The organism is Tritonibacter sp. AK171 (genome assembly GCF_030127025.1).
Classification (GTDB): domain Bacteria; phylum Pseudomonadota; class Alphaproteobacteria; order Rhodobacterales; family Rhodobacteraceae; genus Epibacterium; species Epibacterium mobile.
In genome coordinates this window covers 1,970,310-1,990,789 of sequence record NZ_CP126134.1, presented here as the reverse complement: position 1 = coordinate 1,990,789, position 20,480 = coordinate 1,970,310, and the positions used below count along the sequence as shown (strand labels likewise).

Below are 20,480 nucleotides of genomic sequence, written 5' to 3'. Positions count from 1 at the left end.
CTGGTCCCAATTATTTTCAGCAGTCTGTTCTGAACCAAACTGTCTGAAAGATTTGAGGCGCAAACATGGCAGGGGCGGGGTGTTCACCAGATCAATTTCGACAGGCCGCCGGGTAATGGCGGCAAAAGCGCGGCATTTTGCCGATAGCGCGAAAAGTCCGGGCAGAAGGCCGCCGATTGGTGCAGCTTAGAGAACAGTAAAATGCTGTCGTTTCATCGCGATCTGGCGCGCGGCCAATGCATCCTCAAAGGCGGACAATTTGGGAGTGACCTCTGCGGGAATGCGATGATGTGTGCCGATGCGCGTGTGAACAGTCGCGCGAATGGAAAAATCCCAGCGTGTCACCAGTAAGATATGATCGATTTCGCACAGTGCGATATCGGCGCTACTGCGCACGCTCTGCCAACGCAGTCGATCTTCGCAGAGTTCAAGCCACGCCACGGGGTTGCGCCACATTTCCCAAAGGGCTGGGAGCAGCGGCAAGGTCAGGAGCACAACAATCCACCCACGCGCCCCAAACATAAACGCGATCACGCCTACCGCCAGTGCCCATGCGCCGATCACCAATATGGTGCCAGTCGAGCGCGCGTCCCGTCTGAAACGGAACGCGTGGAGATTTGTGTCGCCTGGATCAGGCATCAAGGATACGGCTCACCATCTCATTGGTGTCGCGGCTCGGGCCGTCCACAGCTTTGATCCGTTTGAGTTCGGTCAGGATTTTCTCTTGCCGATCCGCATCATAACGCTTCCACGTCTGGAACGCGGTACACATGCGGGCAGTGGTCTGTGGGTTCAGCGGATCAAGCGCGATCAACTGATCTGCCAATAGGCGATAGCCGCTGCCATCCGCCTGATGGAAACCGGCATGGTTCATCGACAAGGCCCCCATCACCGCGCGAAAACGATTGGGGTTCTTGATGGTAAAGAGCGGATGCTGGGTCAGCGCTTCGGCCACGCCAGGGGCACGTTCGGGACGTGCGGTGGCAACCTGCAGTGCAAACCATTTGTCCATCACCAGCCGGTCGTCTTGCCATTGCTCGTAAAACGCCTGTGATTGCGCCTCGCCTTTTTCGGCCTTTAGCAAACACGCCAGTGCGGTGTTTTGCACTGTCATGTTGTCTGCCGTTTCAAACTGTTTGGCTGCGGCCTCTGCGCCATCGAGGCGGGTCAAAAGCGCCAGAATGCGCCCGTTGAGCGCCCGAAGGCCTGCATCCCGTGCGTCCGGCTTATAAGGCCCCTCGACCTTAGTTGCCGCAAACAGCCGGGGCAGGCTATCTGAGAGGTTCTGAGCCAACGTCTGAGCAAAAGTCTCGGCCGCATCATGGATGGCATCCGGGTCGGGAGTCACACCCTGATCGGCAAGCGCTTGCGCGATCTCGCTCTCGGAAGGGGGCGACAACACCAGTGCGCGGAAGGCTGGATCAAGCGCATCATCCCGCACCAGAGATTGCAGTGCGTCCAGATATTGCGCATCCGGGCTTGCACCCTCGGTCACCATTGCAATGCGCGAGGCCTTGGCCAACTCACGCCCTGCTTCCCAACGATTGAAAGGATCCGTGTCGTGGGCCAACAGGAACGCACGCTCCTCGGCCGAGGTTTCGCGTGTCAAAATGACCGGTGCGGAGAAATCCCGCAGGATTGACGGGATCGGACGGGCCGACAGCCCCTCAAAGCGGAAACTCTGTTCAGCCTGTGTCATTTCCAGAACTGTAGTTGGAACCACCTCATCGCCGTTGGGGTTGAGCAGCCCTACCGCAATCGGAATGACCTTTGGGTCTTTGTGATCCTGACCGGGGGTCGGTGGTGTGGTCTGGCGGAACGTCAGCGTATAGGTGCCACCCTCATAGGAGTCCTGCACCGTAAGGCGCGGCGTGCCTGCCTGACTGTACCAATTTTTGAACTGTGCCAGATCGCGACCGGTGGAATCCTCAAACACCTTGATCCAGTCCTCAATGGTGCAAGCCTGCCCATCGTGACGTTCAAAGTAGAGATCGAGTGCGGTGTAATAGGCCGCGTCCCCAACCAGCCGTTTCAGCATGCCGATCACCTCGGCACCCTTTTCATAGACGGTTGCGGTGTAAAAGTTGTTGATCTCCTGAAACGCCTCGGGGCGCACCGGATGGGCGAGGGGGCCATTGTCCTCGGGGAATTGGCGCGCCCGCAGGTCAATCGCATCCTCAATCCGCTTCACCGGGGCAGAGCGCATGTCGGCCGTGAACTGCGCATCGCGATAGACCGTCAGACCCTCCTTCAGACAGAGCTGGAACCAATCTCGGCAGGTGATCCGATTCCCGGTCCAGTTGTGAAAATACTCATGGGCGATGATCGCCTCAATGCGTTCGAAATTTGCATCTGTAGAGGTCTCTGGGCTGGCCAGAACACAAGAAGAGTTGAAAATGTTCAATCCCTTGTTTTCCATTGCACCCATGTTGAAGTCATCTACCGCGACGATATTGAACACGTCTAGGTCGTATTCGCGCCCATAGACTTCCTCGTCCCATGTCATCGACTTTTTCAGCGCTTCCATGCCAAAGGCACATTTGTCCTCGTCACCGGGGCGCACCCAGATGTTGAGTTCCACATCCTTGCCGGAGCCTGTGGTGAAGCGATCCGGATGATTGACCAGATCGCCCGCCACCAGCGCAAACAGATAGGCCGGTTTGGGCCATGGATCGTGCCATTCGGAATAGCCCGCCCCGCGATCACCGGGGTTGCCATTGGACAGCATGACCTTTTCCTCGCCCTCAATGCGCACGCTAAAAGTGCTCATTACGTCTGGGCGGTCGGGATAATAAGTAATCTTGCGGAACCCTTCGGCCTCACATTGGGTGCAATACATGCCATTGGACATGTACAGCCCTTCAAGCGCCGTATTGCCCTGTGGGTTGATCTCGACCTCCGCCTCCCAAATGAACGGTTGATCCGGCACATCGCAGGTTAGTCCCGTGTCGGTCAGAACGGGCGTGACCGCCTCACCATTAATGCGTGAAGATATCATTTTAAGCTTTTCACCATGCAGGAAAAAATGCCGGTCTGGGGCGTCTGGATTGGGGACAAAGCGGATCTTTGACAGCACCCGCGTGGTTTCCGGAGCGAGGCGAAAGGTCAGCTCGACACTCTCCACGACAAAGCCAAACGGGGCATAGTCCTTCAGGTAGAACGTCTCTGGCTGGGTGCTTGGAGCGGCGTCGTTCATGGATACATCCTTCGCGATTTTTGGGAACCTGCGCGGGGGCGCGTGCGTTTCACCTACAAGACCTATGCAACCGAGGGCAGACGGGCAAGCTCCCTTCGTCCTCATTTGAAAGGAGAAGCTCATGTCCGAAGCTGACACACCGATGACCACCCAGCGTGAGGTTCGCCAGCGCAAGCGCGGGCTCTACTGGCTGATTGCTCTCGTTGCGCTGATCTTGCTTGGTCTTGCGATCTTCGGGCTTGGCGATGACCTCACAAGCGTCGAAGGGCAGGCGATTGATGCGCCCGCAGCTGAGAGCGTGACCACGACGGGTGAAAGTGGCGATTGATCCCCTAGAGGGTGCGCCGTTCATGCGAAATTGTGGACATAAAACTAGAGCATCGTCCTGCAAATCTGCAACATGGGCGATGCTCTATCCATTTGTATTGTCGCGCAAAATTATCCGAAAACCGGTTCCCACTTTTCGGATTGCGCTCTAGACATATGAAAAAGGGCGCCCCGATCTCAGGGCGCCCTTCTTTGGATTTTATGCAGTGACCTCACTCGATGATATTGAGTAGCGTGCTGAGGGATTGTTTTGCGTCGCCGTAGAACATGCGGGTGTTTTCCTTGAAGAACAGCGGGTTCTCGATGCCGGAATAGCCGGTGCCCTGACCGCGTTTGGAGACAAATACCTGTTTCGCCTTCCAGCACTCCAGAACCGGCATGCCGGCGATGGGCGAGTTGGGGTCTTCCTGCGCGGCCGGGTTCACGATGTCGTTGGAGCCGATCACGATGGCCACATCCGTCTCCGGAAAGTCGTCGTTGATCTCGTCCATCTCCAGCACGATGTCATAGGGCACCTTGGCTTCGGCCAGGAGCACGTTCATATGCCCGGGCAAGCGCCCCGCCACCGGGTGAATCGCAAAGCGCACGGTCTTGCCCTTGGCGCGCAGGCGGCGCGTGAGCTCGGCCACATTGGACTGCGCCTGCGCCACCGCCATGCCGTAGCCGGGGATGATCACCACGCTGTCGGCTTCTTCCAAGGCCGCGGCCACGCCATCGGCGTCAATCGCCACCTGCTCGCCCTCGACCTCCATCGCGGGGCCGGTGCTGCCGCCAAAGCCGCCAAGGATCACCGAGACAAACGAGCGGTTCATCGCCTTGCACATGATGTAGCTCAGGATCGCCCCCGAGGAGCCCACCAGCGCGCCGACCACGATCAACAGATCATTGCCAAGGCTGAAGCCAATCGCCGCCGCCGCCCAGCCGGAGTAGCTGTTCAGCATGGAGACCACCACCGGCATATCTGCACCACCAATGCCCATGATCAGGTGATAGCCGATGAACAAGGCCGCCAGCGTCATCAGCACCAGCGGTAGCATGCCGCCTGCGCCCAGATACCAGAACAGGCACAGAAGCGAGACAGCCGCCGCGCCGATGTTCAGGAGATGCCCACCGGGCAGTTTGGTCGCCGCCGAGGAGACCTTGCCCGAGAGTTTGCCATAGGCAATCACCGAGCCCGTAAAGGTCACCGCCCCGATAAAGACCCCAAGGAAGACCTCCACCCGCAGGATGTTGATCTCAATGCTGTCTTTCTTGGCCAAGAGGGCGGCAAAGCCTTCGAGCGTTTTGCGCGCGCCTTCGTCCATCGCCAGCACCCGGCCCAGTTCGATATGGGCGTTAAAGCCCACCAAAACCGCGGCCAGCCCCACCAGCGCATGCATGCCCGCCACCAGTTCCGGCATCTGGGTCATCTCGACCTTGGACGCCAGCATATAGCCGATCACACCGCCCGCGCCGATCAGCACCAGCGACAGGAACCACAGGCCAGAGCCTGGCCCGATGAGCGTTGCAAACACCGCCAGCGCCATGCCGGTAATGCCATACCAGACCGCGCGTTTGGCGCTTTCCTGGCCCGAGAGCCCGCCAAGCGAAAGGATAAAGAGAACCGCCGCGACCACATAGGCCGCCGTCGTGAATCCAAAGTCCATGATCTCTCCTCCCTTAGGATTTCTGGAACATGGCGAGCATGCGCCGTGTCACGAGGAAGCCGCCGAAGATATTGATCCCGGCCATAAAAACGCTGAGGGCCGCGAGGAAAATCACCAGCCACGAGCCAGAGCCGATCTGCATCAAGGCACCGAGAATGATGATCGAAGAGATCGCATTGGTGACCGCCATCAAGGGCGTGTGCAGGCTGTGCGAGACGTTCCAGATCACCTGAAAGCCCACAAAGACCGAGAGCACAAAGACGATGAAGTGCTGCATGAAGCTCGCCGGGGCCACCAGCCCGACGGTCAGCAACAACGCAGCCCCCACCGCCAGCAATGTGACCTGATTCTTGGTCTGCTGCTTAAAGGCCGCGACTTCTGCGGCGCGTTTTTCCTCGGCCGTCAGCTCCTTGGGTGGTTCGGGTTTCTTTTGCGCCGCAATGGCTTGCACCTTGGGCGGCGGCGGCGGGAAGGTGATCTCGCCCGCGTGGGTCACGGTGGCCCCGCGGATCACGTCATCCTCCATGTCATGCACCACCTGACCGTCCTTTTCCGGGGTCAGATCGGTCATCATGTGGCGGATGTTGGTGGCATAGAGGCTGGAGGACTGGCTCGCCATCCGGCTGGGGAAATCGGTATAGCCGATGATGGTCACACCATTGTCGGTGACGATTTTTTCGTCCTTCACGGTGCCTTCGACATTGCCGCCCCGCTCGGCCGCAAGGTCGACGATGACCGAGCCGCGCTTCATCGCCGCGACCATATCCGCCAGCCAGAGCTTCGGGGCCTCGCGGTTGGGGATCAGCGCGGTGGTGATGACGATGTCCACCTCCGGCGCCAGCTCGCGGAATTTGGCCAGCTGGGCCTCGCGGAATTCTGGGCTCGATACAGAGGCATAGCCGCCGGTGGCGGCCCCATCCTGCTGCTCTTCCTCAAAGTCGAGATAGACAAATTCCGCGCCCATCGACTCGACCTGCTCGGCCACTTCGGGGCGCACATCAAAGGCGTAGGTCACTGCGCCCAACGAGGTGGAGGTGCCGATCGCCGCGAGGCCCGCAACACCTGCGCCCACCACCAGAACCTTGGCCGGGGGCACCTTGCCCGCCGCTGTGATCTGGCCGGTGAAGAACCGATCAAAATTGTTGCCCGCTTCGATCACCGCGCGGTAGCCGGCGATATTGGCCATGGAACTCAGCGCGTCCATCTTCTGCGCGCGGCTGATGCGCGGCACCATTTCCATGGCGATCACGGTGGCGCCCTTGGATTTGGCGAGCTCAAGGCCCTCTTCATTGCCGCCCGGATTGAAGAAGGAAATCAGCGTCTTGGATTTATTGAGCCGCTTCAGTTCGGTCTCATTGGGTGCGCGCACCTTGGCGATGATATCGGCGGCCTTCCACAGCCCGGCGGCGGTCTTGATCACCTCCACCCCGGCCTCGGCATAGGCCGCATCGGTAAACCCCGCAGCCTCACCCGCACCAGACTCAATACAGCACTCAAACCCCAGCTTCTGAAGATCAAGCGCCGACAATGGCGTCATCGCTACTCGCGACTCGCCCTCGGCTATCTCTTTTGGTGTGCCTATTTTCACCAGTCGTCCCCCTGTCTGCATCGATCAAGCTGATCGCATGCGCACGTTTCGCAAACACATTACATACATTGCGCAACAATCTTGCGCAAGTAATTTGCCGCGTTGCGGCAAGATTTTGAATTCACGCCCCTTATTTGACCTTTGGTCAGGTTGGGCCGTGACTGATCTGCCGAACACTTGCGCCCACAGCAGCAGATGTGACGCAGAATGAAAAGGACGCGATGGGCGATTCATCCCCTTTGCGACATTTCAACCTTCGATGACGCCAAATTCGCGCATGAGATTGTCAATCTGTCCACGAAACCTGCGCGGATTGGCGACAAATTGGCGACAAAGTGATGTCAGGAGGGCGATGTTGACCTGATTAGGCAGAAAGGGGCAGGGACACAGGGCTATGGTCCTGTGCCCAGGCGCGAACAGCCGCGCCAAAGGCCTCAAACAGCGGACGCGAGACAGGGTCCTGGCCTGCGCGATATTCGGGATGCCACTGCACCGCGAGCGAAAATCCGGGAGCATCTTTGACATAGAGCGCTTCGGGGGTGCCGTCTTCGGCCTCCCCGTCGATCACAATTCGCGCACCCGGTGCCTTTATGCCCTGACCGTGGAGCGTGTTGGTCATCACTTCGGATGCACCCAGCAGTTGATGAAAAACCCCACCCTCGCTCAGTCGCACCGGATGGCGCAGGGCGAATTTCTCTTCAATGGTGCCATCTGGGGGCATGCGGTGGTTCATCCGGCCGGGCAGGTCGCGAATTTCCGGATAGAGCGTCCCTCCCATGGCGACGTTCACTTCCTGAAAGCCACGGCAAATGCCCAAGAACGGCTGCCCCCGTTCCACACAGGCACGCACCAAGGGCAGGGTGATCGCATCACGGGCGCGGTCGAAATCGCCATGTGCTTCGGTCGCGTCTTCTCCGTATTCCTGAGGGTGCACATTGGGCCGACCACCGGTCAGCAAAAAACCGTCAAAGCTTTCTAGCAGTTCCTCGACAGAGACAAAGCGCGGATCGGTCGGGATCAGGAGCGGCAAACAGCCCGAGACATTGGCCACCGCGTCCGAGTTCATGGTGCCCCCCGCATGCGTCGGGTATTGGTCATTCATGAGGTAGGAATTGCCGATAATGCCGACTTTGGGGCGCACGTTTGATCTCCAGATTAATGTGTTCGTCCTATCACACTAATGTGGCTTGTCTTTTGCGCGCAAGGGCGCCGGGCGGCGCATAGGCCTGTTCGCTGATGCACAGACCTGAGGGTTCAGCCCCGAAAGGCTGAAACCTGTTGTATAAAGATGGGCGATCAGCCCCGCGCCTTAAGTTCCAGACGGCGAGCGTGCAGGACCGGCTCGGTATAGCCAGACGGTTGCACGCGGCCTTTGAACACCAGATCGCAAGCCGCCTGAAACGCGATACCGTCAAAGCTCGGGGCCATCGGGCGATATGCAGGGTCAGACGCGTTCTGGCCATCCACAACGGCGGCCATCTTCTGCATCGCGGCCATTACCTGCTGTTCGGACACAACCCCGTGGTGCAGCCAGTTTGCCAGTGCCTGACTGGAAATCCGGCACGTCGCGCGATCCTCCATCAGGCCAACATCATTGATATCTGGCACTTTAGAACAGCCCACACCCTGATCGACCCAGCGCACCACATACCCAAGGATGCCTTGGGCGTTGTTTTCGATTTCGCGCGCGATGTCCTCGTCCGAGAGGTTCTCGCCCGCCATCACCGGGATCGTCAGCAGATCATCAAGCGTGCCACGCGCGCCGCCTGCCTTGAGTTCATCCTGACGGCCAAGAACATCGACTGTGTGGTAGTGCGTTGCATGCAGGGTTGCCGCAGTGGGCGAGGGCACCCAAGCACAGGTCGCACCGGATTTCGGGTGGCCGATTTTGGCCTCCAGCATGTCGCCCATACGGTCGGGAATGGCCCACATGCCCTTGCCGATCTGCGCGCGCCCCTTGAGACCGCAGGCCAGACCGATATCGACGTTGCGATCCTCATAAGACGCGATCCACGCAGTGGATTTCATCTCGCCCTTGGGCAGCATCGCCCCGGCTTCCATCGAGGTGTGGATTTCATCGCCGGTGCGGTCGAGGAAGCCCGTATTGATAAAGGCAACGCGCGATTTCGCGGCACGGATGCATTCCTTGAGGTTCGCCGAGGTACGGCGCTCTTCGTCCATGATGCCGATTTTGACAGTGTTACGCGGCAGTCCCAGCGCGTCTTCGACATGGTCAAAGATCTTCACGGCAAAGGCGACCTCCTCGGGGCCGTGCATCTTTGGCTTTACCACATAGACCGAGCCATGCAGCGAGTTGCCACCGTCCGCCTGCAAATCATGCATCGCGATCAACACGGTGATCATCGCGTCCATCAGACCTTCGCCCGCCTCACGGCCTGCGCTGTCCAGAATGGCCGGGTTGGTCATCAGGTGGCCCACATTGCGCACCAGCAACAGCGAACGCCCCTTGAGCGACGCCGCCTCACCTGCGGGCGTGGTATAAGACACATCGTCATTCAGGACGCGGGTAAAACTCTTGCCACCTTTGCTGACCTCCTCAGCAAGGTCGCGCTTCATCAAGCCGAGCCAGTTGGAATAGGCTGTGACCTTGTCTTCGGCATCGACGCAGGCAACCGAATCTTCGCAGTCCATAATCGTCGACAACGCGCTTTCCAGCGTGATGTCATTGATCGCTGCCGCATCGTCCTTGCCGATGTTGCCTGCCGCGTCGATCTCAAGGATCGCGTGCAGGCCGTTGTTTTGCAAAACAATCCGTGTGGGGGATGCGGCATCACCGACGTAGCCTGCAAATTGGCTGGCGTCCCGAAGTGCGGGAACCAATGCGCCGTCTTCCACCCGCAGGCCAGAGATGTCGGACCATGAGCCGCTTGCAAGCGCGAAGGTCTCATTCAGGAAGCGGCGGCCCCATGCGATCACCCGCGCGCCGCGCGCCGCGTCATAGCCCTTGCCGCTTGGCAAATCACCCATGGCGTCGGTGCCATAAAGCGCATCATAGAGGCTGCCCCAGCGGGCATTCGCGGCGTTCAGCGCGAAACGTGCATTGGTAATCGGCACCACCAGTTGCGGCCCCGGTACATGCGCGATTTCGGGGTCAACATTTTCTGTCTCAAGCTCAAAATCCGTCCCCTCGGGCACCAGATAGCCAATTTCGGTCAGGAATTCCTTATAGGCCGCCGCGTCGTGGGGCTGACCGCGACGTTCCAAATGCCACGAGTCGATTTTGCCTTGGATCTCAGCACGTTTGATCAGCAATGCGCGGTTTTCATCGCCCATTCCATCAACCAGACCGGACAATCCAGCCCAAAAGGCATCCTTGCTGACACCGGTACCCGGCAGTGCCTGTTCTTCGACAAATGCCACCAGTTCGGAGGCCACCTGCAGTCCATTCCGTTCGATCCGGCTCATTGTACTCTCCTTCTGGCGGTGCACGATTGCATGCAGTTTGATACGGGATAAGTTTCCGATCAGCAACAAAACGAGCCCTCTGGAAATGCAAACGCATCTTATTGTTTTTCAAGAAAGTGCTGAGGATTTTCGTTGCTGTTTGGATGGCACGCGCAGTGACGCGCTAAGAGTGTGGCACCAGCCCGGCAATCACTACCGCGGGTTTATACGTCACTTTGTATACCGTTGCATTCATCTAACATGTTGATTAGAAATAAAAACTTTACACATGGGGAGGTGTTTGGCTACGGTCTGGAAACTCTTGTGGGAAGGTTCCTATGGCCGCGATAGAAGATCACCCCCTGCGCTATCAGCTTGCAAATGAGCTGCACGCGCGCCCGTTTCCAACCATCCCCGTGCCCGGCACGGTGGCCTATCTGGCAGTGAAACAACCAAGCGAAGCGGTGCATCGCGACCGGATGGCGGACCTGCAGCACCTGAAAGATCTGTTGGATCGCCACGGTGCACCACACCCGCAACCCGGAGCCACGCATCACACGGCGCAGCTTGGCCGCTACACGCTCAAATGGGAGCAGCACACGGAGTTTGTCTCCTACACGCTACACGGCGACGGGATCAGCGACCGCGCCTTTGACCCGAAGGATTTCGAACTGTTCCCGCCCGACTGGCTGGAAAAAGCGCCGGGGCAGCGGATTACCTCGGCGTTGATCCGCGTTGTGGCGCGACCTGAACCCGAACAGATCAAAACATGCGTGCGCGATTGGTTTGTTCCCGAAAGCCTCGCCATGGCGACGGTGCTGGATGACAACGCGGTGGTTGCGGGGGATTTTCGGATCGATCCGGCAGGGCACATGCGGTTTGCATTGTTTGTGAATAAGGAAACCGGCCCGCAGCGGGTGGGACGGGTGGTGCAGCGCCTGTGCGAGATTGAGACCTACCGAGCGATGTCGATGCTGGGGTTTTCGCGCGCACGCGGGCTGACACCAACCATCAGCGCCATGGATGCCTCTCTCTCGGAGATGATGCGGGAGATGACCCGCGGCCATGTTCCCGCCGATCAAACACTGAGCCAGCTTTTGACGATCTCTGCCGAACTGGAGGCCATGGCGGCGCAATCGGCCTTTCGCTTTGGCGCGACGGGGGCCTATGCGGCATTGGTCAATCAGCGAATTTCCCTGTTGCGAGAAGAGCGCTTTGTCGGGTTTCAGACCATGGCTGAGTTCATGCTGAGGCGGTTTGAACCCGCCATGCGCACGGTGGAGTCCACAGAAAAGCGGCTTGATGTGCTGGCAGACAGGGCGCGCCGGGCAGGGGAGTTGCTGCGAACCCGTGTTGATGTTGAGCGCTCGGCGCAGAATCAGGCCCTGCTCGAGAGCATGGACCGCCGTGCGGATCTGCAATTGCGGTTGCAGCACACGGTTGAGGGGCTTTCGGTGGTGGCGATCAGTTATTACGCGGTGTCGCTCGCGGCCTACGCACTCTACCCGCTCGGCAAGGCCTTGGATCTCAGCAAAGGAATGCTGACCGCGATCCTGACGCCGCTGGTGATCGGCGCGGTGTTTCTGGCGGTGCGGCGCATTCGCAAGAACCTGCATTAGAAAACGGATGTCCGTCCCTTGCAGGCTGAAATCAAAAAGGCCGCCTCATCGGGCGGCCTTTTCGATTGTTAATAGTGCCTCAGCGGCCCCGAATGCGTGGGTCCAATGCATCGCGCAGGCCATCGCCGAGATAGTTCACCGACAGAACCGTCAGCGAGATCAGGATGCCGGGCCAGAGCACACGCTCCGGGAACAGGGTCATCCGGTCCACCGCGTCATTCAGCAACCGCCCCCACGTCGGGAAATCTGGCGGGAAGCCAAAGCCGAGGAAGGAGAGCGCCGACTCGGTGATGATCGCGGTGGCGATCCCAAGTGTTGCGGACACCATGATCGGCGACAGCACGTTGGGCAGGATGTGACGCGAGATGATGCTGCCGGGCTTGGTGCCGATGGAACGGGCCGCCAGAACGAACTCTCGTTCCTTGATGGCCAGTACATCGCCGCGCACAATCCGTGCGGTCGGCATCCATGAGGTGATCCCGATCAGGCAAACGATCAACACGAAGATGCCGCCTTCCGGGCCGATGGATTTTGAGAGGCTCTCACGAAACAGCACCGCAGCCACAAGGATCATCGGCAACAGGGGCAGGGCGAGGAACAGGTCAGTCATCCGCATCAGGAGACCGTCGAGCTTTTTGAAGTAGCCCGCCAGCACCCCGATCAGGCTGCCAAGGATCAGCGCAAGGATCATCGCCGCCATACCCACCGCAAGCGACACCCGGCCACCGAACATCAGGCGCGCAAGCATGTCACGGCCCAAATTGTCAGTGCCCAAGGGATAGGCCCAGTCCATCTTGGCTGAGGGGTCCCAGAGCGCATGATAGATCGGACGCATATCCCGCAGGGTGATGAAATCACGGCCCGTGGGCACGAATTTCGCATCGTTCCAATAGATGAACGGGCCGACCACAACGCCGAGCACGATGAACATAAACAGGCAGCCACCAAACAGCGCGCCCCGGTGAGATTTGAACTGCACCCAAATCTCGCGCCATTGGCTGCGCGCCGGTTTGGAGAGTTCGTCCTGCACGCTGGAATGCTGCAGGGTCTTGTCTTTTGCAGCGTCAGTCATAGCGGATCCTCGGGTCGAGAATGCCATAGAGCACATCGGCGATCAGGTTGAACAGCACGATGAGCACGGCAAAGATGAAGGTAAGCGTCTGCACCATGGGCAGGTCATTGGCCTGAATGGCGCCGATCAGCAACTGTCCGATGCCGTTCACCTTGAACACCTGCTCGGTGATGATGGCGCCGCCAAAGATCGACGGAATACCCAGTGCGATCACGGTCACAACCGGGATCATGGAGTTGCGCAGCACATGCACCATGACGACGGTGTACTCGCCCAAGCCCTTGGCACGTGCGGTGCGCACGTAGTCTTGGTTGAGGTTGTCGAGCATGGAGGCCCGCATAAAGCGGCTGAGCTGTGCGGTGATCTGAAGCGCGAGCACCATCACTGGCATCACCATCTGCTGGAGCTGCTTCACGAAGGTCTCCCAACTGGTGACCTCCAGCGTGGTGTCATAGATCGACGGGAACCAGCCAAGCTGGACCGAGAAGATCACAATCACCAGAACACCAGAGAAGAATGGCGGAACCGAAAAGCCCACCATCGACACAAAGGTGCCGAGCTGGTCGAACCAGCTGTACTGGCGATAGGCAGAGTAGATGCCGATCGGCAGCGCAATCAGGATCGCAACGATGTAGGCGGTGCCCACGACCGAGAGGGTCTGCGGCAGGCGCTGCACCACGATATCCATCACTGGCGAGCGGGTCTGCCAGGAAATGACGCGCAGATCACCTGCGGAAAAGGATGTGCCGAAGATATGGTCGACCAGAACCTGTGGTTCGATCCAGAAGAACTGCACGATCCATTTCCAGAACCGGATATGGACAGGTTCGCCAAGGCCGAGGGCCAGGCGCATCTTCTCTTTCACTTCGGGGGGGACGGTCAGGGGAACCTGTGCCATGGGATCGCCGGGGGCGAGTTCCAGCAGCAGGAAAATCACGAGACTGATAAACAGCAGGGTTGGCACTGCTATGATCAGCCGTCGGATGGTAAAAGTCAGCATCAGCCGGGCGCCTTTGCAAATGGGTTGTCGACAGGTCCGCGTTTGCCTTGCCCTTGCGGGGCGGGGTTTCGCGCGATGCAGGGTCTCTTAAGCTAAGTCCGATGTAACAACAATGCCGGACCGCGCAGAGAATGGTAACGCGAATATCAGCGGGCCCCGGCATGAGAACCGGGGCCCTTCTGGTCGCGGACGAACGCTTATTCGGTGCGGTACCAGTCAGCTGCGTTCCACAGCTCGCTGTCCCACACGTTGAGGTCGACACCACCCAGCGTGTTGGACACACCAGACAGACGGCCACGGTGAACGATCGGGATCATGCCACCTTTTTCAAACACGATGGTGTTGAGTTTCTGACCGATCTCGATGCGCTTTTCAGCGTCGGCGGTTTGGCTCAGCTCTTCGTGCAGCGCGTCATACTCTTCATCGCAGAAGCGGGAGATGTTCTCACCCTGCCACTGGGACGCCGGAGTCGGTGCTTTGTCGCACAGACCGTTGCCGAAGTAGGACTGCGGGTCGGTGCCATTGAAGGTGTTGGCGTACATTTCAACGTCAGCATAGAACTTCTGGAAGGTGTCCGGGGAGCCGGGATCGCCACCAAAGAAGACAGAACCGTTGATGTTACGCAGTTCGGTTTCAACACCGATCTCGCTCCACCACTGTTTGATCAGCGCTTGGAAGTCCTGACGCACCGCGTTGGTGGAGGTCTGGAACAGGATCTCGAGCGGAACACCGTCTTTTTCACGGATGCCGTCGCCATCGGTGTCGACGATGCCAGCCTGATCCAGCAGGGCATTCGCGCCAGCGATGTCTTGGACGTTACAGCCCTCGGGGTTGATCGCAAATGCTTCCGGTGCCGGAACCCAAGAGCAAGACGGGCGGCCCGCTTTGCCATAGCCGATTTCGACCAGCAGTTCGCGGTCAATCGCCATGGACAGCGCTTTGTAGACCGCCGGGTCAGACAGGAACGGATGCGGACGGATCACCGAACGCTCTTCCGGGCTCAGGTCCGCAGAAGGGTTGGTGTTGTTGAGCATGATACGCTCGAGCAGCGGACCAAAGCCTGCAACGGCCTTGCCTTTGCCGCCAGCTTCCATCTGCGCGATGACATCGGGTGCCAGCTGCAGGTTCCATGCGTAGTCAAACTCGCCGGTTTCCATAACCGCACGGCCCGCTGCGGTCGCGTCGCCGCCACCTTTCAGCAGAACTTTTGCGAAAGCGGGTTTTGCCGGGTCGCGGTAGTTCGGGTTTGCCGACAGGGTAATCACGTCGTTGGGCTTGAACTCATCCACAACAAACGGGCCGGTGCCGATCGGGTTGAAGTTCGCTTCGGTACACTCAGGCGCTTTGGCACCGAGGCACTCGCCGAACTGTGCGGCCTGAATGATCGGGCTCTCGCCACCAACAAAGGGGCCGTAAGGGTAGGGGGTCGCCTTGTCGAAGGTCACCACGACGGTGTTCTCGTCGGGTGTTTCAACACCGGTCACGCCTTCAAATTTGGTGACCTGCGCACAACCGCCCTCGGGGTGGGTGCAATACTCGTAAGTGAACTTGACGTCTGCCGATGTCAGATCGGTGCCGTCGGACCATTTGATGCCCGGCTTCAGCTTCCATGTGATCTGGGTCAGGTCTTCGCTGACGCCGCCGTTGCTGACGGTCGGGATTTCTTCAACCAGCCACGGAACCATCTCGCCAGAGGCATTGAAACGCGCCAGCGGCTCGATCACGAGCGAGGCTGCTTCCACGTCCTTGGTGCCGCCGGACAGAAACGGGGTCATGATGGACGGGGCTTGCCAATAAATAATGTTGACCTGACCGTCCGAGCCACGCTCGGCAAAGGCCGCAGGTGCGACGGCGGCAGTTGCCACAGCACCCAGCAGAAGGGTTTTCAAAGTCATTACACTCTCCTTGTCGGAACCGACATAGTGTTATCGTTGTTAAAGGCTGCACATTGGTTGAGGCGTGCAACCCGCGACCGCATGAAGACGGTCAAGGTATTGCGTCCACCGCGGACGTATGGATGTCAGGAAACCCCGCAGATAGATTCTACGGATGAGAGGGTCCGTTTTGCCGGACCTGTTTTCTTAACCCCCTGTCGCCTTTGGCGTTCACTGCGGATATCGAACACAGTGTTGTGAAGAAATGCAAGACCTGGCCGACATGAAAACCGGTCGGGGGTTTGACGGTCAGGGCTGCATAGGCTTAGATCGCGCCCAAATAGGCACCGCCAAGGTGCGTTAAAACAGACAGGATACGCGGATGCTGGACCAGCCCATTGCACAAATCAAAGGCCTTCGGGTCGAATTCGAAACCAAGGACGGCCCAGTGGTCGGTGTTGAGAATGTTTCGTTTGACGTTACGGCTGGTGAAACTTTGTGCATCGTAGGGGAGTCCGGATCGGGCAAATCTGTCTCGTCCCTCTCTCTTATGCGTCTTGTTGAATATGGCGGCGGCACCATCGCAGCGGGCGAATTGATGTTCGATCCGGGCGATGACAAGCCCATCGACCTCGCCAAATCCGAGACCGATTTGATGAAGCAGATTCGCGGAAATCAGATCGGAATGATTTTTCAGGAACCGATGACGGCGCTCAATCCGGTGTTCACTGTGGGCCGCCAATTGACCGAAGGTCTGCGAATCCACAAGGGCATGACCAAGAAAGAGGCAGAGGCGCGCGCCATCGAGATTCTGCGCGAGGTCCGCATCCCCGAGGCCGAGCGGCGGATGAAACAATACCCGCATGAACTCTCTGGCGGCATGCGCCAGCGTGTGGTGATCGCAATGGCTATGGCCTGCGAGCCACGTCTGTTGATCGCGGATGAGCCCACAACCGCGCTCGATGTGACCATTCAGGCCGAAATTCTTGCCCTGATGGATCGCCTGAAGCGCGAAACCGGCACCGCGGTGATGTTCATCACTCACGATATGGCGGTGGTGGCGCAGATGGCCGATCGCGTGGTCGTCATGTACCGCGGCAACAAGGTCGAAGAAGGCACCGTCCACGAGATCTTTGAGAACCCGCAGCACGACTATACCAAGGCGCTGTTGGCGGCGGTTCCAAAACTCGGCGAGATGCGCGGCAAGGATTACCCCGAGCCCATGAAGCTGATGGGCGTTGAGCAGGCCGAGATTAAGCCGATCAAAGGCACCGATGAGGTGCTGTTGAATGTGGAAAACCTCGTCACCCGTTTCCCGGTTAAGGGCGGCATTCTGCGCCGCACTGTGGCGCAGGTGCATGCGGTCGAGGATGTGTCCTTTAAGGTGTTCAAAGGTCAGACCCTCAGCCTCGTGGGCGAATCGGGCTGTGGTAAATCCACCTGTGGCCGATCCATCCTGCGCTTGGTGGAGCCCACTTCCGGCAAGGTCGAGTTCGAGGGCCGCGACGTTCTCGGCTTCAGCCAAAAAGAACTGCACAAGGCGCGCCTTGATATGCAGATGATCTTTCAGGACCCCTTTGCTTCGCTCAATCCGCAGATGCAGCTGATGGATCAGGTCGCAGAGCCGATGAAGAACTACAATATCGCCTCTGGCTCTGAAATTCAGGACCGGGTTGCCGCGCTCTTTGATCGGGTGCATCTGCCGCGCAGCTTCATGCGCCGCTTCCCACATGAAATGTCCGGCGGTCAGCGTCAGCGGATCGCAATTGCCCGTGCCCTTGCACTGAACCCGAAACTGATCGTCGCGGATGAGGCCGTCTCGGCGCTGGATGTGTCGGTGCAGGCGCAGGTTCTGAATCTGATGATGGAATTGCAGGCAGATCTGGAGCTGTCCTTCCTGTTCATCAGCCACGATATGGCGGTGGTCGAGCGCGTCAGCCATCAGGTGGGCGTGATGTATCTGGGCCGCCTCGTGGAAATCGGCCCACGGGCACGGGTGTTTGAAAACCCGGCGCACCCTTACACGCAAGCGCTGATGAAGGCGGTTCCCATTGCCGATCCGAACCAGCGCAAAAGCGAGAAGGATCTGAACTTCAAGCCGATCCCATCGCCGATCCACGGCATGAGCTATCAGGCCGAGCCATCGCAATACATGGAAGTGGAACCCGGCCATTTTGTGCTGACCACCGACTCCGGCTACTGATCATGACCAACAGACTGTCCCCGCTGGAGATCATGACGCGTCTGGTCTCCTTTCCAACTGTGAGCCATGACACCAATCTGCCCCTCGTTGAATGGGTGGCCGAGTATCTCAGCTCTCACGGGATTGAGCACTACATCTGGATCGATCCCGAACAGCCTGAAAAGGCGGGGCTTTACGCACATGTCGGCCCCAAGGTCGACGGCGGCGTAGTTCTGTCTGGGCATACCGATGTGGTGCCCGTCGAGGGGCAGGACTGGAGCTCTGACCCTTATGTGGTAGTGGAACGCGACGGCAAATATTTTGGCCGTGGCTGCGCGGACATGAAAGGTTTTGACGCGTTGGCGCTCTGGGCACTGGTTGAGGGTCACTATGCGGACCTGCAGCGCCCGCTTCAGCTGGCTTATACCTTTGACGAGGAAATCGGCTGCACCGGCGCGCCGCCCCTGATTGAAGAGATGCAGAAACATCTGCCCAAGGCAGAATCTGTGATCGTGGGTGAGCCGTCGATGCTAAAGGCTGTAACCGGTCACAAAGGAGCCTTTGCCATGGCCACCCATGTGCGCGGCTTTGAGGTCCACAGCTCTTTGATGCATGAGGGCGTGAGCGCGGTGATGGAGGCGGCGCGGATTATCGATTGGGCCAACCATCGCAACACCGAGAACCGCGCCAAGCCGCAAACCGAGGTGGCCGCGATGTTCACACCGCCTTGGACCACGGTGCATGTGGGTAAGGTGTCTGGCGGCACTGCGCATAACATCACGGCAGGGGACTGTCATTTCTGGATGGATTTCCGCGTTGTGCCGGGCGAAAGCCTTGATGATTGGCAAGCCGCCTACGAGCAGGAGATCGCCCGTGTCGAGGCAGAGATGCAGGCCGTCAATCCCGAGGCAGGCATCAGCATAGATAAAGCCTTTAGCGTACCGGGATTGGTGCCAGAAACCGACGGTGCCGCTGAAACATTGGTGCGGGCACTCACCGGTGACAACGCGCGCCATGTGGTGAGCTATGGCACCGAGGCCGGTCACTATCAGGTCGCGGGCTATTCTGCCGTGGTCTGCGGTCCCGGCGACATTGCCCAAGCGCATCAGGCGGATGAGTTCATCACCGTCGCGCAGTTTGAGGCAGGCACCCAGTTCATGCGGGATCTGATCAAGCGCCTCGCGGCTTAACGAAACCAAACGCCCCGACCTGCCGCGCACCTTAGTGGCGGTGTGGGTCAGGGCGGACCGCCCCCAATCGGGTGCTCAGCGGCGCTGGGCGCGATCAAATCAGGCGGGGCATGGCACCTGTTGGTTCAATTGTGCAACAACCCTTGCCTTCCGATCCGCCTTGCGGCACTCATTTCGCTAACACGTTAAGGAGAGAGCCCATGCCCGTCCGGAATCGCTTTGCCGAGTTGTTGCCCGAAATCACCGCGTGGCGTCATGATTTCCATGAACACCCCGAGTTGATGTATGACGTGCACCGCACCGCCGGGCTGGTGCAGGAACGCCTGACCGCCTTTGGCTGCGACGAGGTGGTGCCGGGCATTGGCAAGACCGGCGTTGTCGGCGTCATCAAGGGCAAGAGCACCGCGTCCGGCAAGGTGATCGCCCTGCGCGCCGACATGGACGCGCTGCCCATCCACGAGGAAACCGGGCTGGAGTATGCCTCCAAGACTCCGGGCAAGATGCATGCCTGCGGCCACGACGGCCACACCGCGATCCTGCTGGGGGCTGCGAAATACCTCACGGAGACGCGCAATTTCGACGGCACCGTGGTGCTTTTGTTCCAACCTGCCGAAGAAGGCGGGGCAGGGGGCAAGGCCATGGTCGATGATGGCGTGATGGACCGCTGGGGCGTGCAGGAGGTCTACGGTCTGCACAATATGCCGGGCCTGCCGGTTGGCCACATCGCCACCCGCGTCGGTGGCCTCTTGGCCTCCTCGGATGAATTTGAAATCGAAGTCACCGGCAAGGGCGGCCATGCTGCCGCGCCGCATGATGCCATCGACACCACGCTGGTGGCGTCGCAGATCGTGGTCTCGCTGCACTCTATCGTGTCGCGCACCGTGAACCCGATCCACCGTGTCGTGCTGACAGTCGGCACTTTTGAAACCGACAGCACCGCCTCTAATGTGATCGCCCATCGTGCCAAGCTCAAAGGCACCGTGCGCACGTTGGACACGGAAAACCGCAAGCTGGCCGAAGACCGCGTGCGCCGCGTCGCCGAAGATACGGCATCGGCCTTTGGTGCCACTGCCAAGGTCACATGGACGCCCGGCTATCCGGTGACAGAAAACACCGCCGATGAGGTTGCTCATGCGGTGGAGGCCGCGCGTGCCGTCACTGACAGCGTGGACCCTGAAACACCGCCCATCATGCCGTCCGAGGACTTCGCCTATATGCTTGAAGCCCGCCCCGGCGCCTATATCTTCCTCGGGAATGGCGACACCGCGATGTGCCATCACCCGGCTTATCAGTTCGACGACAGCGCCATCCCGCTTGGTTGTAGCTGGCTTGTAGAACTCTGCGAACGCCGGATGCCTGCGAGCTGAGTTTTCAGGGGTCT

Annotated in this window: 14 protein-coding genes; 5 read left to right on the top strand and 9 right to left on the bottom strand. The window is 59.3% G+C overall.

The genetic code is table 11. The annotated features are described in order from the left end of the window. Nucleotides 1–186 precede the first annotated feature (186 nt). Together QNI81_RS09380 and pepN are read right to left on the bottom strand one after the other, a co-directional pair. On the bottom strand, nt 187–639 hold the full coding sequence (locus QNI81_RS09380; RefSeq protein WP_283966329.1) for a hypothetical protein: 453 nt from the start codon (nt 637–639) through the stop codon (nt 187–189). Then, the gene (gene pepN, locus QNI81_RS09375; RefSeq protein WP_283966328.1) at nt 632–3,196 is read right to left on the bottom strand and encodes an aminopeptidase N; all 2,565 of its coding nucleotides are present in this window, start codon (nt 3,194–3,196) and stop codon (nt 632–634) included. The genes QNI81_RS09380 and pepN overlap by 8 nt, the downstream gene beginning before the upstream one ends. Nucleotides 3,197–3,317: 121 nt before the next feature. Here pepN and QNI81_RS09370 point away from each other — a divergent pair, with 121 nt between their 5' ends. Next, complete coding sequence (locus QNI81_RS09370; protein WP_009179102.1) at nt 3,318–3,524, top strand: hypothetical protein; 207 nt, start codon at nt 3,318–3,320, stop codon at nt 3,522–3,524. A gap of 211 nt (nt 3,525–3,735) precedes the next feature. Here QNI81_RS09370 and QNI81_RS09365 read toward each other — a convergent pair whose 3' ends face one another. The 4 genes from QNI81_RS09365 to QNI81_RS09350 form a co-directional block, all read right to left on the bottom strand. Beyond that, entirely contained in the window at nt 3,736–5,169 is a 1,434-nt protein-coding gene (locus QNI81_RS09365) for an NAD(P)(+) transhydrogenase (Re/Si-specific) subunit beta (RefSeq protein ID WP_216012075.1), read from the bottom strand. Nucleotides 5,170–5,182: 13 nt separating this feature from the next. Then, on the bottom strand, nt 5,183–6,757 hold the full coding sequence (locus QNI81_RS09360) for a Re/Si-specific NAD(P)(+) transhydrogenase subunit alpha (protein ID WP_283966327.1): 1,575 nt from the start codon (nt 6,755–6,757) through the stop codon (nt 5,183–5,185). A 364-nt stretch (nt 6,758–7,121) separates the two neighbouring features. After that, nucleotides 7,122–7,859 (bottom strand): gamma-glutamyl-gamma-aminobutyrate hydrolase family protein, encoded by a 738-nt coding sequence (locus QNI81_RS09355; protein ID WP_283967881.1) that lies wholly within the window; start codon nt 7,857–7,859, stop codon nt 7,122–7,124. A gap of 194 nt (nt 7,860–8,053) precedes the next feature. After that, a complete protein-coding gene (locus QNI81_RS09350) occupies nt 8,054–10,183 on the bottom strand; it encodes a malate synthase G (RefSeq protein WP_283966326.1) in 2,130 nt (709 codons plus the stop codon). Nucleotides 10,184–10,500: 317 nt separating this feature from the next. Here QNI81_RS09350 and QNI81_RS09345 point away from each other — a divergent pair, with 317 nt between their 5' ends. After that, the gene (locus QNI81_RS09345) at nt 10,501–11,781 is read left to right on the top strand and encodes a DUF3422 family protein (protein WP_283966325.1); all 1,281 of its coding nucleotides are present in this window, start codon (nt 10,501–10,503) and stop codon (nt 11,779–11,781) included. A gap of 79 nt (nt 11,782–11,860) precedes the next feature. Here QNI81_RS09345 and QNI81_RS09340 read toward each other — a convergent pair whose 3' ends face one another. The 3 genes from QNI81_RS09340 to QNI81_RS09330 all read right to left on the bottom strand — a co-directional run bounded on the left by QNI81_RS09340 (nt 11,861) and on the right by QNI81_RS09330 (nt 15,748). Beyond that, nucleotides 11,861–12,853 carry an ABC transporter permease gene (locus tag QNI81_RS09340; RefSeq protein WP_009178742.1) on the bottom strand — a complete coding sequence of 331 codons (993 nt, stop codon included), beginning with the start codon at nt 12,851–12,853 and terminating at the stop codon, nt 11,861–11,863. Beyond that, nucleotides 12,846–13,853: an ABC transporter permease gene (locus tag QNI81_RS09335; protein ID WP_009179315.1), complete on the bottom strand. Its 1,008-nt coding sequence runs from the start codon at nt 13,851–13,853 to the stop codon at nt 12,846–12,848. The genes QNI81_RS09340 and QNI81_RS09335 overlap by 8 nt, the downstream gene beginning before the upstream one ends. A 197-nt stretch (nt 13,854–14,050) precedes the next feature. Continuing rightward, complete coding sequence (locus QNI81_RS09330) at nt 14,051–15,748, bottom strand: peptide ABC transporter substrate-binding protein (RefSeq protein WP_005610617.1); 1,698 nt, start codon at nt 15,746–15,748, stop codon at nt 14,051–14,053. A gap of 361 nt (nt 15,749–16,109) precedes the next feature. Between QNI81_RS09330 and QNI81_RS09325 the strand changes: the two genes are divergently transcribed. The 3 genes from QNI81_RS09325 (at nt 16,110) to QNI81_RS09315 (ending at nt 20,466) form a co-directional block, all read left to right on the top strand. Next, nucleotides 16,110–17,930, top strand: a complete 1,821-nt coding sequence (locus QNI81_RS09325) for an ABC transporter ATP-binding protein (RefSeq protein ID WP_040641351.1) — start codon at nt 16,110–16,112, stop codon at nt 17,928–17,930. A gap of 2 nt (nt 17,931–17,932) precedes the next feature. After that, nucleotides 17,933–19,099 carry an acetylornithine deacetylase gene (gene argE / locus QNI81_RS09320; RefSeq protein WP_009179188.1) on the top strand — a complete coding sequence of 389 codons (1,167 nt, stop codon included), beginning with the start codon at nt 17,933–17,935 and terminating at the stop codon, nt 19,097–19,099. Nucleotides 19,100–19,299: 200 nt separating this feature from the next. Continuing rightward, entirely contained in the window at nt 19,300–20,466 is a 1,167-nt protein-coding gene (locus QNI81_RS09315) for a M20 aminoacylase family protein (RefSeq protein ID WP_283966324.1), read from the top strand. Nucleotides 20,467–20,480: the final 14 nt, after the last annotated feature.

Coding starts and splice junctions, on each gene's coding strand:
- QNI81_RS09380 (WP_283966329.1), bottom strand. CDS start 639: ATGCCTGATCCAGGCGACACAAATCTCCACGCGTTCCGTTTCAGACGG.
- pepN (WP_283966328.1), bottom strand. CDS start 3,196: ATGAACGACGCCGCTCCAAGCACCCAGCCAGAGACGTTCTACCTGAAG.
- QNI81_RS09370 (WP_009179102.1), top strand. CDS start 3,318: ATGTCCGAAGCTGACACACCGATGACCACCCAGCGTGAGGTTCGCCAG.
- QNI81_RS09365 (WP_216012075.1), bottom strand. CDS start 5,169: ATGGACTTTGGATTCACGACGGCGGCCTATGTGGTCGCGGCGGTTCTC.
- QNI81_RS09355 (WP_283967881.1), bottom strand. CDS start 7,859: ATGAATGACCAATACCCGACGCATGCGGGGGGCACCATGAACTCGGAC.
- QNI81_RS09350 (WP_283966326.1), bottom strand. CDS start 10,183: ATGAGCCGGATCGAACGGAATGGACTGCAGGTGGCCTCCGAACTGGTG.
- QNI81_RS09345 (WP_283966325.1), top strand. CDS start 10,501: ATGGCCGCGATAGAAGATCACCCCCTGCGCTATCAGCTTGCAAATGAG.
- QNI81_RS09340 (WP_009178742.1), bottom strand. CDS start 12,853: ATGACTGACGCTGCAAAAGACAAGACCCTGCAGCATTCCAGCGTGCAG.
- QNI81_RS09335 (WP_009179315.1), bottom strand. CDS start 13,853: ATGCTGACTTTTACCATCCGACGGCTGATCATAGCAGTGCCAACCCTG.
- QNI81_RS09330 (WP_005610617.1), bottom strand. CDS start 15,748: ATGACTTTGAAAACCCTTCTGCTGGGTGCTGTGGCAACTGCCGCCGTC.
- QNI81_RS09325 (WP_040641351.1), top strand. CDS start 16,110: ATGCTGGACCAGCCCATTGCACAAATCAAAGGCCTTCGGGTCGAATTC.
- argE (WP_009179188.1), top strand. CDS start 17,933: ATGACCAACAGACTGTCCCCGCTGGAGATCATGACGCGTCTGGTCTCC.
- QNI81_RS09315 (WP_283966324.1), top strand. CDS start 19,300: ATGCCCGTCCGGAATCGCTTTGCCGAGTTGTTGCCCGAAATCACCGCG.